Raw genomic sequence first — 13,819 nt, forward strand, 5'->3', positions numbered from 1 at the left:
GTATAAACAAAAAAGGCATTATCCTTTATAGAATAATGCCTTTGTCTTATGTCATAAAAAAATAGACGAAAGAAGTATGAAGACTCCTTTCGTCTTCCAAAATTGGCTCCTTGGATGAAGGGGTTTCCATAGAAAAGTATAACAAGCTTATATTAAGCTTCCTTAAACACTTTGTAAAAAGAGCGTAAACATTTGCTTAGTTTTCTAAGTACTTGTTTAATGTGACAGAAAAGGTTGTCCCTTCATTGACTTTACTCTGTACGTCAATGTGTCCTTTATGTGCTTCTACAAGATGCTTGACAATAGCTAGTCCAAGACCTGTACCACCGGAGTTTCTACTTCTTGCTTTATCCACCCGATAAAAGCGTTCAAAAATTCGAGGAATTTCTTCTTGAGCGATGCCAATCCCTGTATCAGTGATATGAATAAGGACCGTTTCTAATTTCTCTTCAATTTGAATATGCACTTTTCCGCTTGGCATCGTATAATTCAGTGCATTACTAATTAAATTCATAAAAACTTGGGTTAACCGCTGGATATCTCCTTCAATTAAACATTCCTCTTCCAATGTTTCGATTTGAAGATCAACTTCTCGCTCTTTCGCTCGATTAGAAAGAACCATAACAATTTCGTAAAGAAGCGTATTAATATTAATAGTTTGAACGGTTAACTGAAAACCTTGCTGTTCCACTTTTGATAAATCTAATAAATCTTGTATTAACGTTTCCATCCGTTGACTTTCATTCATGATAATCGATAGAAATTGCTTTCTTAGCTCAGGTTCCTCCATAGCTCCATCTAAAAGCGTCTCACTAAACCCTTTAATTGATGTGATAGGTGTTTTTAACTCATGAGATACGTTAGCAACAAAATCTCGACGAACCTGCTCTAGTTTCTTAAGTTCTGTTATGTCATGAAAGACAAGAACAATCCCTTTCCATTCATCATTTAACCCAATAATTGGTGCTCCATATACATCATAATGACGACGCTCAATATTCCTAGAGAGTACAACATGCTTGCGAACTTTTACTTCTGTCATAAAAATCTCTTCTACTAGAGAAACCACTTCTTTATGTTCAAACACTTCATAATAGAGATGATATAAGAAATCATCCATCTTTATTTGGAACTGTTCTTTATAAGCTCGATTTACTAGGTTAATATAGCCGCGACTATCAATTAAAATCATCCCGCTACCCATATTTTCAATGAGCGTCCGCAAGCGATCTTGTTGCATCTCTTGACTACGAATTAACTCTTGTAAATTGCGAGCTAAAGCATTGATGGACTGACTTAACATTCCTGTTTCATCCATATAATCTTCATAGGTACGAGCTTTATAATTGCCTCTTGCTAACTCCATGGCTACCTGAGTAGCAGATTCAATTGGTCTCGTATAGCGATTCATTATCTTTATTCCTAGTAATAAAATGACGATTAACGCAACGCCAAGACTCCCAATTAACAGTCCCCATATTTGTTGATTCACTTGATTTAACGATGCAAAAGAGGTACTTAAAACAACAAAACCTTCTTTCTCACCATCAATGACAAGCGGTACGCCATAGTAATAGAGATCATGGTTTTCTTCAATACGACTGAACGCTTCCTTATTCATGCTTTGCTTCTTTATTACCTCTTGGAGTATCCTAGTGTTTTCCAAAGAACCACTGTCACTACTTGCGTTTGAATCTACAAGAATTGTGCCATCATTATTAATAACAGTTGCTCGAACACTTAATGACTCACTAATTGAATCTACATTTTCTTGCAGAGTTGGATTTGTCAGGCCTTCTTTACCAATAAAAAGTTCTACAAGCTCAGCTTCTTTTTCCATACGTTCTTGAAAGGTTTGAAAATAGAAGTTTTTAAAGAGCTGAGCTAATAATAAGCCTAAACAAACCAGTACCACAATAATTAAGGTTAGCAGTGCAAAAAGTAAGCGCGAGCGGAACTTATTCATCTACCTTTGGTTCCTCCAACTTATACCCTAAACCACGAATCGTTTTAATATAAATAGGCTTTCTTGTATTGCTTTCAATTTTTTCACGCAAATGACTAATATGGACATCTACAATGCGTGTATCACCAGCAAAATCATAGTTCCAAACAGCACTTAACAACTGATCACGAGTTAACACCCGTCCTTTATGTTTTGATAAATATAATAGTAGTTCAAACTCTTTTGGCGTTAATTCTAGCTGCTCTTGTTGAAAATAAGCTTCGTAATGCTCAGGAAGAATTTTTAAGTCTCCAATAAAAATTCTTTCTCCATCTTCTTCTTCCTGATCCGCTTGATTACTAATTTGCGAACGACGAAGTATGGCCTTCACCCGAGCAACAACCTCTCGTGGACTGAAAGGTTTGGTCATATAGTCATCTGCTCCAAGTTCTAAGCCTAACACTTTATCAAACTCATCATCCTTAGCCGTTAACATTAAAATAGGCGTCATAACTTTCTGCTGTCTAAGCTTTTTACACACTTCAATTCCATCCATTTTGGGAAGCATTAAGTCTAACACGATTAAATCTGGATTTTCTTCCAGTGCTTTATTGTACCCTTCTTCTCCATCCATTGCTGTGCTAACCTCAAAACCAGCTTGCTGCAGGTTATACTGTAATAATGTTGAGATTGACTGTTCATCGTCTACTACTAATAATCTCTTATTCATGTTCGTAACATAAGCCTCCATCAATTCATTTTAAACGCCACTTCATCCATTATTTTATCTATATGTATGTCATTATCATACACTGATTCTTTAAAGTTCTCAAAGGCATTTCATAATATTATGCCAATAAACAAGCCCCCTAATTGAAAAGGAGGCCTGTTTGTCACCGCATTAAAAGTTCTCAAACTCATGTGTCTCCGCAATGGATAGCTCTTGAGGAGGACATACAATAAATTGAGCTTGTACAACACTTTCTTCGTTTTCATCTGTTGCTTGTACGTCAATTGTAATTGTCTTTTCTTCCATATTTTTATCAACTACTTCAAATAAAAATTCAACTGTACTGTAGTGGTAAATACGCTTAGGAAATGAGACGGTTTGCTTTAAAACATGACTTCCCGGACCTGGCAGGTATTTGGAGATAGCAGCTGTCATCATTCCATTGATCATGATTGCTGGAACAATTGGCTTTTTAAATACTGTTTGTGCAGCATAATCATGCTGAATATAGAGAGGATTGGCGTCATTGGTTAGACCTAGATATAAGAGAATATCTTTATCCTCTATGCGTTCAGTAAGTGAAAGCTTTTCACCAACTTGAATTTGTTTTATAGTTCTTCCAATCTTTTGTTTTTTCCCTAGCACCATTGCTACTTCATCCTTTCTATTTGTAGCTTGTAGAAACAATCACGAATTACACGAACAGTTCTTGTATAAGATAGTGAAGCTTCTACAACAAAAAAATTCGAGGTTTCCCTCGAATTTTCCTGTTTTTCTTTTATAAATGATGCTTTTGTTTAATCAGTGCTTTCTTACTTATTAGATAAGAACGCTCATCACGTTTTTAACTGAATCAGCAGATTGATCTAGAGCTGCTTTTTCTTGTTCAGTTAGCTCTAACTCAATTACTTGCTCAATACCATTTGCCCCCAGAACTGTTGGTACGCCAAGGTAGATACCACTATAACCATATTCACCTTCTAAATACGCAATTGTAGGTAAAATACGACGCTGATCTTTTAGGATAGCTTCTGTCATTTCCAATAGAGCTGCAGCAGGTGCATAATAAGCACTACCATTTCCTAGAAGATTCACAATCTCACCGCCACCTTTACGCGTACGCTCCACAATAGCATTTAAGCGGTCTTGTGGAATTAACGTTTGAAGTGGAATTCCACCTGCGTATGAATAACGTACAAGAGGAACCATATCGTCACCGTGTCCCCCTAGTACAAAGCCAGTAACGTCCTTAACTGAGACATTCAGTTCCTGCGCGACAAATGTACGGAAACGAGCTGAATCTAGTACACCAGACTGACCAATTACACGATTTTTTGGAAATCCAGATTCTTTAAATACTGTATAAGTCATCGCATCAACTGGGTTTGTTAACACAATAATATAACAATTTGGTGAGTATTTAACAATTTCTTGCGTTACAGACTTCATTACCTTTTGGTTTGTCGTAACTAAATCGTCACGACTCATACCAGGCTTACGTGCAATACCAGCCGTAATAATGACAACATCAGAATCAGCTGTATCTTCATAGTTGGCTGTTCCTGTAATATTAGCATCAAAACCTTGTACTGGGCTTGCTTCTAACATATCCAACGCTTTACCTTTAGCTGGGTTTTCTGCCTGTGGAATATCCACCAATACAACGTCAGCTAACTCTTTTTGTCCGATCAAAAACGCAGTTGTTGCACCTGTAAAGCCAGCACCAATAACTGAGACTTTTTTTCGTTTGTTTGACATGTTAATTCCCCCAAATCGTTCTCTTTTACTATTATACTGTTACTTGATTTCCTAAGTTTTTAATTAACTCATCTGCAAATTCAGAGCATTTTACTTCTTTTGCTCCATCCATTAAACGAGCAAAATCATATGTTACTACTTGAGAAGCAATTGTTTTTTCCATTGATTCCATTACAAGCGCAGCTGCTTCAGTCCAACCTAAATGCTCTAGCATTAACACACCTGATAATAATACAGATGAAGGATTTACTTTGTCTAGACCCGCATACTTAGGAGCAGTACCATGTGTTGCTTCAAAGATTGCATGTCCAGTTTCATAGTTAATGTTGGCACCTGGTGCAATACCAATTCCACCTACTTGTGCAGCTAAAGCATCCGAAATGTAATCACCGTTTAAGTTCATTGTTGCAACTACATCAAATTCACGAGGGCGTGTTAAAATTTGTTGTAAGAAGATATCTGCAATTGAATCTTTTACGATAATTTTTCCAGCAGCTTCTGCTTCTGCTTGTGCTTTATTTGCAGCGTCTTTTCCGTCTTTTTCAACGATGCGGTCATATTGAGCCCAAGTAAATACTTTATCGCCGAATTCTTTTTCAGCTAGTTCATAACCCCAGTTTTTGAAGGCACCTTCAGTAAACTTCATGATGTTCCCTTTATGAACAAGGGTTACAGACTTACGACCGTGCTCGATTGCATAGTTAATTGCTCCGCGTACTAAGCGCTCTGTACCCTCAGATGATACTGGTTTAATACCAATACCTGATGTTTCAGGGAAGCGGATTTTGTTAACACCCATTTCAGTTTGTAAGAAGTTGATTAACTTTTGAACTTCTTCAGAACCTTTTGCATACTCAATACCAGCATAGATATCTTCTGTATTTTCACGGAAGATAACCATATCCGTATCTTCTGGACGTTTAATTGGTGATGGAACACCTTCGAAATAACGCACTGGACGTAAGCAAGTAAATAGATCTAACTCTTGACGTAAAGCAACGTTTAGTGAACGGATTCCACCACCTACTGGCGTTGTTAATGGTCCCTTAATCGCGATTATGTACTCACGAATAACATCTAATGTTTCAGCTGGTAACCACTCGCCAGTTTCGTTAAATGCTTTCTCCCCTGCTAATACTTCTTTCCAAACAATTTCTTTTTCGCCGTCATATGCTTTTTCAACAGCTGCTTCTAATACACGAGATGCTGCTGCCCAAATATCTGGACCAATTCCGTCTCCTTCGATATATGGAATTACTGGGTTGTTAGGTACATTTAACACTCCGTTTGTTACCGTAATTTTTTGTCCGTTTGTCATAAAAATAACCCCCTTGAAGTTTTAAAGCTTATTAGCTTAGTAGCTTATTATAAAGTGCTCAACTCACGCTGAGCACTTTCTCACATAAAAGTTAATCTCTTTGCTCAATCGGGATATACGCTTGTTTTCCTTCACCGATATAATCGGCACGTGGACGAATTAATCGATTGTTTGAATACTGTTCTAAAATATGCGCTACCCAACCTGATACACGGCTTACCGCAAAGATTGGTGTAAACAAATCATGATCAATTCCTAAGCTGTGATAGACAGAAGCAGAATAGAAGTCTACGTTTGGTGGCAGCTTCTTCTCACTTGTAACAATTTCTTCAATCTTTACAGACATTTCATAAAGAGTAGCGTCTCCAGCTTGTTTTGTAAGCTTCTCAGACATCTCCCTCAAATGTTTAGCACGTGGATCTCCTTGCTGATACACACGGTGACCAAAGCCCATAATCTTCTCTTTATTTGCTAACTTACTGCGAATATAAGGCTCTGCATTTTCTACCGTTTCAATATCAGATAGCATTTTCATAACAGCTTCATTTGCACCACCATGAAGAGGACCTTTTAGGGCTCCGATTGCTGCTGTAATGCCGGAATAAATATCTGAAAGAGTTGCTACACAGACACGAGCGGTAAATGTCGATGCATTTAGTTCATGGTCAGCGTGTAAGACAAGTGCTTTATTAAATGCTTCAACTTCAATGTCAGTCGGTTCATTACCCGTTAACATGTACAAGAAGTTAGCAGCAATGCTATAGTTTTCGTTCGGTTCAATTGGATCCATTCCTTTTCGAATGCGTGAAAAGGCTGTTACAATTGTTGGTAATTTGGCTTGTAGGCGAACTGCCTTACGATAATTAGCTTCTTCATCCATTAGGTCTGCTTCTGGATCGTACAGACCAATTAGTGACACGGCTGTTCTTAAAGCTGCCATTGGATGAACATCTTTGATTGGATATGTTTTGAAATGATCTAATACTTCATGAGGTAATTTAGCATTCTCTGCTAGTAACCTAGAAAAAATAGATAACTCTTCTTTATTTGGTAATTTTCCATGCCAAAGCAAATAAACTACTTCTTCAAATGTAGCATAGTCTGCTAAATCATCAATATTGTAACCACGATAAGTTAGCGTGTCGTCAATAATGGAGCTTACCGCTGAAGTTGTCGCAACAACTCCCTCTAAACCTCGAGTCGCAGTCATATTCCCATCTCCTTTACAGAAAAGATTTCCCCATACACCCTATTGTACATACGAAAATAAATTAATTGAGCGCTGGCTCAATTCCACATCACATAAGACATTTCTATAGAAGCGCATCGTTTCTCATAGGGTTTTCTTAAGACCCTGATAAAAAAAGAAAATGCTTACATTTTCGTATTGCTAAATAACATAAAGAAAATATGCTATCTAGTATGCTTTTTTAGTTGTTTTATCGTATACGTTATACCATACAATTGTATGTAATGAGATGCGGCTTCAAACTATATTATAAACAATTATCTGACTTTTGTGAATGAAAAGAGTAAATAAATTTTAAAAAAATTGTTATTATAAAAAAATTTCTACTAAAATAACTCTGTAATTTTAATAAATAAATAGGCAATTCCAGCACCAATCAGAGGTCCTACTGCAACTCCTTGGAATAGCGCCACAGCTAGGATTGTACCAAATACAAGAGCCGTTGTGATATGAGGATCTTCCGACAATAAAGTCAGTCCATATTTAGCAATAATTGCCACTAGGATTCCAGCAGCTAATGCTACCCATGCATATGAGGATTTGATAGCTTCTCCCAATTGTTTAAAACCAATATCACCTGTTGCAATCGGTACTAATACCGCAACTGTAATAACGGTTACCCCTAGATTGATTCCTTTAGACTGTAAGTAAGGGAATACTTTACCGTCTAGACCTATTAATTTAATAACTAATAAGAAACCTACTGCTATGATTAACGACTGATTTTTTGCAATTAATCCTATAACGAATAAAATAGCTAAAAACATAACTGGCTGTGAAAACATTTGTTTCCCCTTCCTTTCATTACTTTGATACTTATTTGAACTTTATTTTCTAGTGAAAACCTCACTTTTTTCTTTTCACTCTTTCATAAAAGTTGTAAAATACTAACAAAACCACTTTTAAAGGAGGTTGTTAACTACTTGCCTAAGATCTATTGGATTCGCTTTTTACGCACCGTGATTTTATTGACTGGTTTAACCGTCACGTTTCTAGTCGCTTATTACCTTTCAACGCTGCTTTATCCATTCATCATTGCCTTTATCATTGCACTCTTCATGAACCCAATCGTAAACTTTTTTGAGCGTAAGTTAAAGTGTAAACGCTACATTGCTGTTCTCATTTCAATCATGCTTATTTTTTCCATTCTAGCAGGCTCAATTACGCTCTTAGTAACTGAAATAATAGCTGGTACAACCTATCTAGCAAAAGTCGTTCCAAATAATTTTGAAGCCGTCATCGTATACATTGAAAATTTCATTGCCAGCAAACTGATTCCTCTTTATAACCAAATCGCTTCCATGTTTAACAGTTTAAACCATAATCAACAAGAAACTATTTTAACAAATATTCAAAATGTCGGCAGTAGTATTACAACAAATGTAGGAGATTTTGTACAACGACTTTTACAAGCCATTCCAACTTTTCTCGGATGGCTCCCTAATATCGCAACTGTTGTTATTTTTTCTTTACTTGCTACCTTCTTTATTAGTAAAGACTGGAATCGTTTTCTTACATTTAGTAAAAGCTTTTTATCACCAAAAGTAAAACAGAGTAGTGAAGCTGTAGTAGGAGAGCTAAAAAAAGCACTCTTTGGATTTATCCAAGCTCAGCTCACGCTTATTTCCATTACAACAATTATTGTTCTTATTGGTCTGCTCATTTTACGAGTCGATTATTCAATTACCATCGCTTTACTTATCGGCTTTGTAGATTTATTACCTTATTTAGGAACTGGACTCATTTTCGTACCTTGGATTATTTATGCGTTTACAACTGGAAATATTTCCTTTGCTGTTGGTTTATCTGTTTTATACTTGGTTGTTATCGTACAACGCCAAATTATGGAACCGAAAATTCTATCATCTAGTATTGGATTAGATCCTTTAGCTACTTTAGTTGCTTTGTTTGTCGGCTTTAAATTAATTGGTTTTCTTGGATTAATTGTCGGGCCTATCTTACTAGTTATTATTCGTACGCTCTATTCAGCCGGCATATTTCACGATATCAAAAACTTTATTATGGCAAAATAAAAGTGTGCTTCATGAGAACAGTTCTCTCATTGACAGCACACTCTTTTTTAATTAACGCTATAATTTTCATTATTAACGAATAATTGTAAAACGGCTACGGTTTTGAAATAGTCGTTGAAACAGCTTCATAACAGTTGGCTTGATAAATTTTCTTGTTGTCGGAATAAGTAATAAAAAACCCGTTGTATCGGTAAAGAAGCCTGGCGTCAATAATAAAAGTCCACCAATTAAAATACAAAGTCCATCTACAATTGCATCGCCAGGAACTTGCCCAGAATTCATTTGCTGACTTGCTCTCTGTAAGGTCTTTACACCTTGCTTCTTTGCTAAATAAGCCCCTAATATTCCTGTTGCTAAAATTAAGAAAAACGTTGGTAAAATACCAATTTTTGAACTTACTGTTAGCAATAACGTAATTTCGATAGCAGGAATAATAATTAAAATTGGAACGAGAAATTTCACCGTCAACTCTCCTTCTATCTGACTATAGAAAAAGAGAAGGTAAAAAACCTTCTCCTTTATAAATTATTTATGACTTACAGAACGCTTGCATGCCCGTTATATACAACGCCACGAGCTGAATCCACTGTAATATCTTGTCCATCTTGGAACGTTGCTGTTGCGCCTTCTACGCCTACAATGACAGGAATGCTTAAGCTTAGTCCTACAACAGCTGCATGGCTTGTTAAGCCACCTTCTTCTGTGATTAATGCACTTGCTTTTTCAACTGCACTAATCATGTCGCGGTCTGTACTGTTTGTAACTAAAATTGCACCTTCTGTCATCTTTTCATTTGCTTCAGCTGCGCTTTTCGCTACAACTACTTGGCCAACTGCTGACTTACGTCCGATTCCTTGACCCTTTGCTAGCACATCTCCTACAACTTGTACTTTCATTAGGTTTGTAGCACCAGATTCTCCAACAGGTACACCAGCTGTAATAACAACTAGATCACCATGTGATACAATACCCGTTTTCACAGCGTCGTTTACAGCATGCTCTAACATGTCATCAATATTTGTGCAACGCTCACCTACAACTGGTGTAACGCCCCATACTAAAGCTAAGCGACGAGCTACTGAATCGTTTGCTGCTACCGCTACGATTGGAGATTGCGGACGATATTTTGAAACGATTTTTGCCGTATATCCACTTTCAGTTGGAGCAACGATTGCACTTGCATTTAGGTTAAGTGCAGTATGCCCTACAGATTGACCAATTGAATCTGTAATTGATGTACCAACTTGCTTACTACGTTGTTGTAGAATTTCACGGTAGTTAAGTGCTTGTTCTGCACGTGATGCAATCGAATGCATTGTTTGAACAGCTTCAATTGGATAAGAACCAGCAGCAGTTTCACCTGATAGCATAATTGCATCTGTACCATCAAAGATTGCGTTCGCTACGTCACTTGCCTCTGCACGAGTTGGACGTGGATTACGTTGCATAGAATCAAGCATTTGTGTTGCAGTGATAACAGGTTTACCAAGCTCATTACATTTTCTGATTAAATCTTTTTGTACTAATGGTACTTCTTCAGCAGGAATTTCTACTCCTAAGTCACCACGAGCAACCATTAAACCATCAGACACCTCAAGAATTTCGTCGATGTTATCGACACCTTCTTGGTTCTCAATTTTTGAAATGATTTGAATGTGTGTAGCATTATGTTTTTCTAACAGCTCACGAATTTCTAATACATCTGACGCACGACGAACGAAAGAGGCAGCAATGAAGTCAAGACCTTGCTCGATTCCAAACACAATGTCGTTTGCGTCTTTTTCTGTGATACCTGGTAAGTTTACACTTACGTTTGGTACGTTAACACCTTTTTTATTTTTCAAAGTACCTGGGTTCAATACTTTTGTTTTGATTTCACCAGCAGCTTTATTAACTTCTAATACTTCAAGTCCAATTAAACCATCATCTAAAAGAATTTTAGAACCTGGGTGTACATCGTCGACTAGACCAGGATACGTAACTGAGAATTTTTCAGTTGTCCCTACTACTTCTTTCATAGACACGATGATCTCAGAACCTTCTTCTAAATCGATTGCACCATTTTCCATTGTATTTGTACGGATTTCAGGACCTTTTGTATCAAGTAAGATTCCAATTGTTTTTCCTGTCTTTTGAGCAGCTTCACGAATGTTAACAATACGTGCACCGTGCTCTTCGAAATCACCATGTGAAAAGTTTAAACGACAAACATTTAAACCAGAGTTAAATAGTTCAACTAACTTTTCTACACTCTCACTTGCTGGACCAATAGTACCTACAATTTTTGTTTTACGCATTCTATCTTCCTCCTATATAGTGGTATAACCAAGCTTCTCAATTAATACAAACTTTGCACTCAAAGTCACTGGCCTAATTACTTTTTACTTTAAACTCTAACAGCAATATGTAGTTTAGTCAGGCAATGATATGCTCACTGAAACCAAAGAAAAAACTATTATGTAAGCAGTAAATAGACTATCACAACACATGATGTATTGTATACTCATAGCATAATTTTTACGCTTAACGAGTTGATTTTTCATTACAATTAACTTGGTTTATCTAATGATTTTACTATTCCCGTCTATTTGACAAGCATGCCTATAAAATTGGTTTTAGGCATTACAATAAAAGAAGCGAGTTGCTTTCCCTATAACAATGTCTTTTAAATCCATTGAAGGAAAATGCAGGCTTCTTCTTAAGAATCCTATAGGGTTTTGCTGTCTATAAAATACCATGAAGAACTATGAAACACAATAGAGAAGAGCTATTGTAGAAACGAGAAAATGCACCCCCTATCAAAATAGAGGATGCTTTATTGTTTATTTTACACCGATGGCATCGGTTTCAGCTGAAAATTGTCCAATTTTTTTGTATTTTTCATAACGCTCTTCAACTAATTGCTCTTTTGTGAGTTTTGTTAATTCTTGTAAAGAGCTACGAATCGCCGCTTCCATGTAACTTGCTTGTTCATCAATATTACGATGAGCTCCACCTTTAACCTCTTCCACAACCTCATCCACAATACCTAGTTCTTTTAAATCAGGCGCGGTAATTTTCATTGTTTCTGCTGCTTGCTTAGCAAGCGTTGCATCTTTCCATAATAACGCAGCAGCACCTTCTGGAGATATAACTGAGTACGTGGAGTTTTCAAGCATATGAAGATGGTTTCCTACACCAAGTCCTAATGCTCCTCCGCTTCCTCCTTCTCCAATAACAATACAAACGATAGGTACAGTTAAGCCAGCCATTTCAAAAAGATTTTTTGCGATGGCTTCGCTTTGTCCTCTTTCTTCCGCTGCTTTTCCTGGGTAAGCACCTTTTGTATCAATAAAGCAAATAATTGGTCTGTTAAACTTTTCAGCCTGCTTCATTAAACGTAACGCTTTACGATAGCCCTCAGGATGTGGCATTCCAAAATTGCGACGGATATTCTCTTTCGTATCTTTACCGCGCTGATGTCCAATGACCGTAACAGGTACACCTTGAAACTTCGCAATGCCTCCCACGATAGCTTCATCATCACCGTAATAACGATCACCATGGCACTCTAAAAAATTAGTAAACAATCTTGAGATATAATCAAGCGTAGTTGGACGTTCAGGATGACGCGCAATCTGTACACGATTCCATGGGCTTAAGTGATTATAAATATCTTTTTCTACTTTTTCCAAACGCTTTTCTAGCTTTTCAATCTCTGTTGATAAATCAACATCCGTGTTTGTTGCAAACTCTTTTAACTCTGCAATTTTATTACGCAACTCCACAATTGGGCGTTCAAATTCTAATTCACTTACCACTGTACGTCACCTCCTACATGAATGTCTAAAATATTTGTGAGCGTTTCTTTTAAGTTATGACGCGCCACAACCGCATCTAATTGTCCGTGTTTTAATAAAAATTCTGCTGTTTGGAAGTCCTCTGGTAATTCTTCTCGAATCGTTTGCTCAATAATTCTTCGACCTGCAAAACCGATTAAAGCACCGGGCTCTGCTAAGTTGTAATCTCCTAGCGAAGCAAAACTAGCAGATACGCCTCCCGTTGTAGGGTGCGTCATAATTGAAATAATGAGTCCACCTTTATCACTATACATTTTTAACGCTGAGCTTGTCTTAGCCATTTGCATTAAACTTAAGATACCTTCTTGCATTCTAGCTCCACCTGATGCTGTAAAAATAAGAAACGGTACGCCTAAATCTTTTGCTTTTTCGATAGCTCTTGTAATTTTTTCACCTACAACAGATCCCATGCTTCCCATTCTAAAATGTGAATCCATAACAGCGACGACTACTTTTAAACCATTAATATTGCCTTCACCCGTTACGATAGCCTCACTAAGCCCTGTTTTTTCACGATCTTTCTCCAATTTTTCAACGTAATCCGGAAATTCTAGAGGGTTTTGAGAGCGCATTGTACGATCATATTCAATAAACGTGCCTTCATCAATTAAGCTACTAATTCTTTCTTGAGCAGTCATTTGATGATGATGCCCACAGTTTAAGCACACTTTTAGATTTTTATTAAGTTCTTTCGTGTACATGATTTTTTTGCATTTTTTACATTTTGTCATAATTCCTTCAGGTACATCTTGTTTTAGGTGTTCTGATGGAACTGAAGCATACTTTCTCTTCTTTGTATTCTTTGTATTCTTTGTATTTTTAGTAAATAGATCTCTTAACAAAGTGTAACCTCCTTTTGATTCTTTTATCTAAAAGAATCCGTCTTCGTATCCTTTGCTTACCATATAATAAGCATCAGTCTGAAACCAATAGAGCGTTTATCACCT

At 36.8% G+C, this 13,819-nt stretch carries 12 protein-coding genes; 1 reads left to right on the forward strand and 11 read right to left on the reverse strand.

The window, feature by feature from the left end; translation table 11 throughout:
* Positions 1 to 196: 196 nt before the first annotated feature.
* From pnpS to EPL02_RS18500, 7 genes are all read right to left on the reverse strand, one after another.
* The gene (gene pnpS, locus EPL02_RS18470; protein WP_131888377.1) at positions 197 to 1,966 is read right to left on the reverse strand and encodes a two-component system histidine kinase PnpS; all 1,770 of its coding nucleotides are present in this window, start codon (positions 1,964 to 1,966) and stop codon (positions 197 to 199) included.
* A complete protein-coding gene (locus EPL02_RS18475) occupies positions 1,959 to 2,675 on the reverse strand; it encodes a response regulator transcription factor (RefSeq protein WP_094911868.1) in 717 nt (238 codons plus the stop codon). The genes pnpS and EPL02_RS18475 overlap by 8 nt, the downstream gene beginning before the upstream one ends.
* A gap of 171 nt (positions 2,676 to 2,846) precedes the next feature.
* Entirely contained in the window at positions 2,847 to 3,323 is a 477-nt protein-coding gene (locus EPL02_RS18480) for a MaoC/PaaZ C-terminal domain-containing protein (protein WP_094911869.1), read from the reverse strand.
* Positions 3,324 to 3,494: 171 nt separating this feature from the next.
* Positions 3,495 to 4,433, reverse strand: coding sequence for a malate dehydrogenase (gene mdh, locus EPL02_RS18485; protein WP_094911870.1), 939 nt, complete (start codon positions 4,431 to 4,433; stop codon positions 3,495 to 3,497).
* A 31-nt stretch (positions 4,434 to 4,464) separates the two neighbouring features.
* Complete coding sequence (gene icd / locus EPL02_RS18490) at positions 4,465 to 5,751, reverse strand: NADP-dependent isocitrate dehydrogenase (protein WP_131888378.1); 1,287 nt, start codon at positions 5,749 to 5,751, stop codon at positions 4,465 to 4,467.
* Between the two features lie 91 nt (positions 5,752 to 5,842).
* Positions 5,843 to 6,961: a citrate synthase gene (gene citZ / locus EPL02_RS18495; protein ID WP_094911872.1), complete on the reverse strand. Its 1,119-nt coding sequence runs from the start codon at positions 6,959 to 6,961 to the stop codon at positions 5,843 to 5,845.
* 365 nt (positions 6,962 to 7,326) lie between these two features.
* Positions 7,327 to 7,785: a DUF441 domain-containing protein gene (locus EPL02_RS18500; RefSeq protein WP_094911873.1), complete on the reverse strand. Its 459-nt coding sequence runs from the start codon at positions 7,783 to 7,785 to the stop codon at positions 7,327 to 7,329.
* 138 nt (positions 7,786 to 7,923) lie between these two features.
* Between EPL02_RS18500 and ytvI the strand changes: the two genes are divergently transcribed.
* Entirely contained in the window at positions 7,924 to 9,033 is a 1,110-nt protein-coding gene (gene ytvI, locus EPL02_RS18505; protein ID WP_094911874.1) for a sporulation integral membrane protein YtvI, read from the forward strand.
* A gap of 72 nt (positions 9,034 to 9,105) precedes the next feature.
* On the opposite strand, the gene EPL02_RS18510 is transcribed toward ytvI, so the two are convergent.
* From EPL02_RS18510 to accD, 4 genes are all read right to left on the reverse strand, one after another.
* Positions 9,106 to 9,495: an FxsA family protein gene (locus EPL02_RS18510; RefSeq protein ID WP_094911875.1), complete on the reverse strand. Its 390-nt coding sequence runs from the start codon at positions 9,493 to 9,495 to the stop codon at positions 9,106 to 9,108.
* Positions 9,496 to 9,569: 74 nt separating this feature from the next.
* A complete protein-coding gene (gene pyk, locus EPL02_RS18515; protein WP_094911876.1) occupies positions 9,570 to 11,330 on the reverse strand; it encodes a pyruvate kinase in 1,761 nt (586 codons plus the stop codon).
* A 525-nt stretch (positions 11,331 to 11,855) separates the two neighbouring features.
* Positions 11,856 to 12,833 carry an acetyl-CoA carboxylase carboxyl transferase subunit alpha gene (gene accA, locus EPL02_RS18520; protein WP_094911877.1) on the reverse strand — a complete coding sequence of 326 codons (978 nt, stop codon included), beginning with the start codon at positions 12,831 to 12,833 and terminating at the stop codon, positions 11,856 to 11,858.
* The gene (accD, locus tag EPL02_RS18525; RefSeq protein WP_131888379.1) at positions 12,827 to 13,714 is read right to left on the reverse strand and encodes an acetyl-CoA carboxylase, carboxyltransferase subunit beta; all 888 of its coding nucleotides are present in this window, start codon (positions 13,712 to 13,714) and stop codon (positions 12,827 to 12,829) included. The genes accA and accD overlap by 7 nt, the downstream gene beginning before the upstream one ends.
* Positions 13,715 to 13,819: the final 105 nt, after the last annotated feature.

It is taken from the genome of Bacillus sp. CBEL-1, assembly GCF_004348885.1.
In the GTDB taxonomy this organism is placed as follows: domain Bacteria; phylum Bacillota; class Bacilli; order Bacillales; family Bacillaceae_H; genus Priestia; species Priestia aryabhattai_A.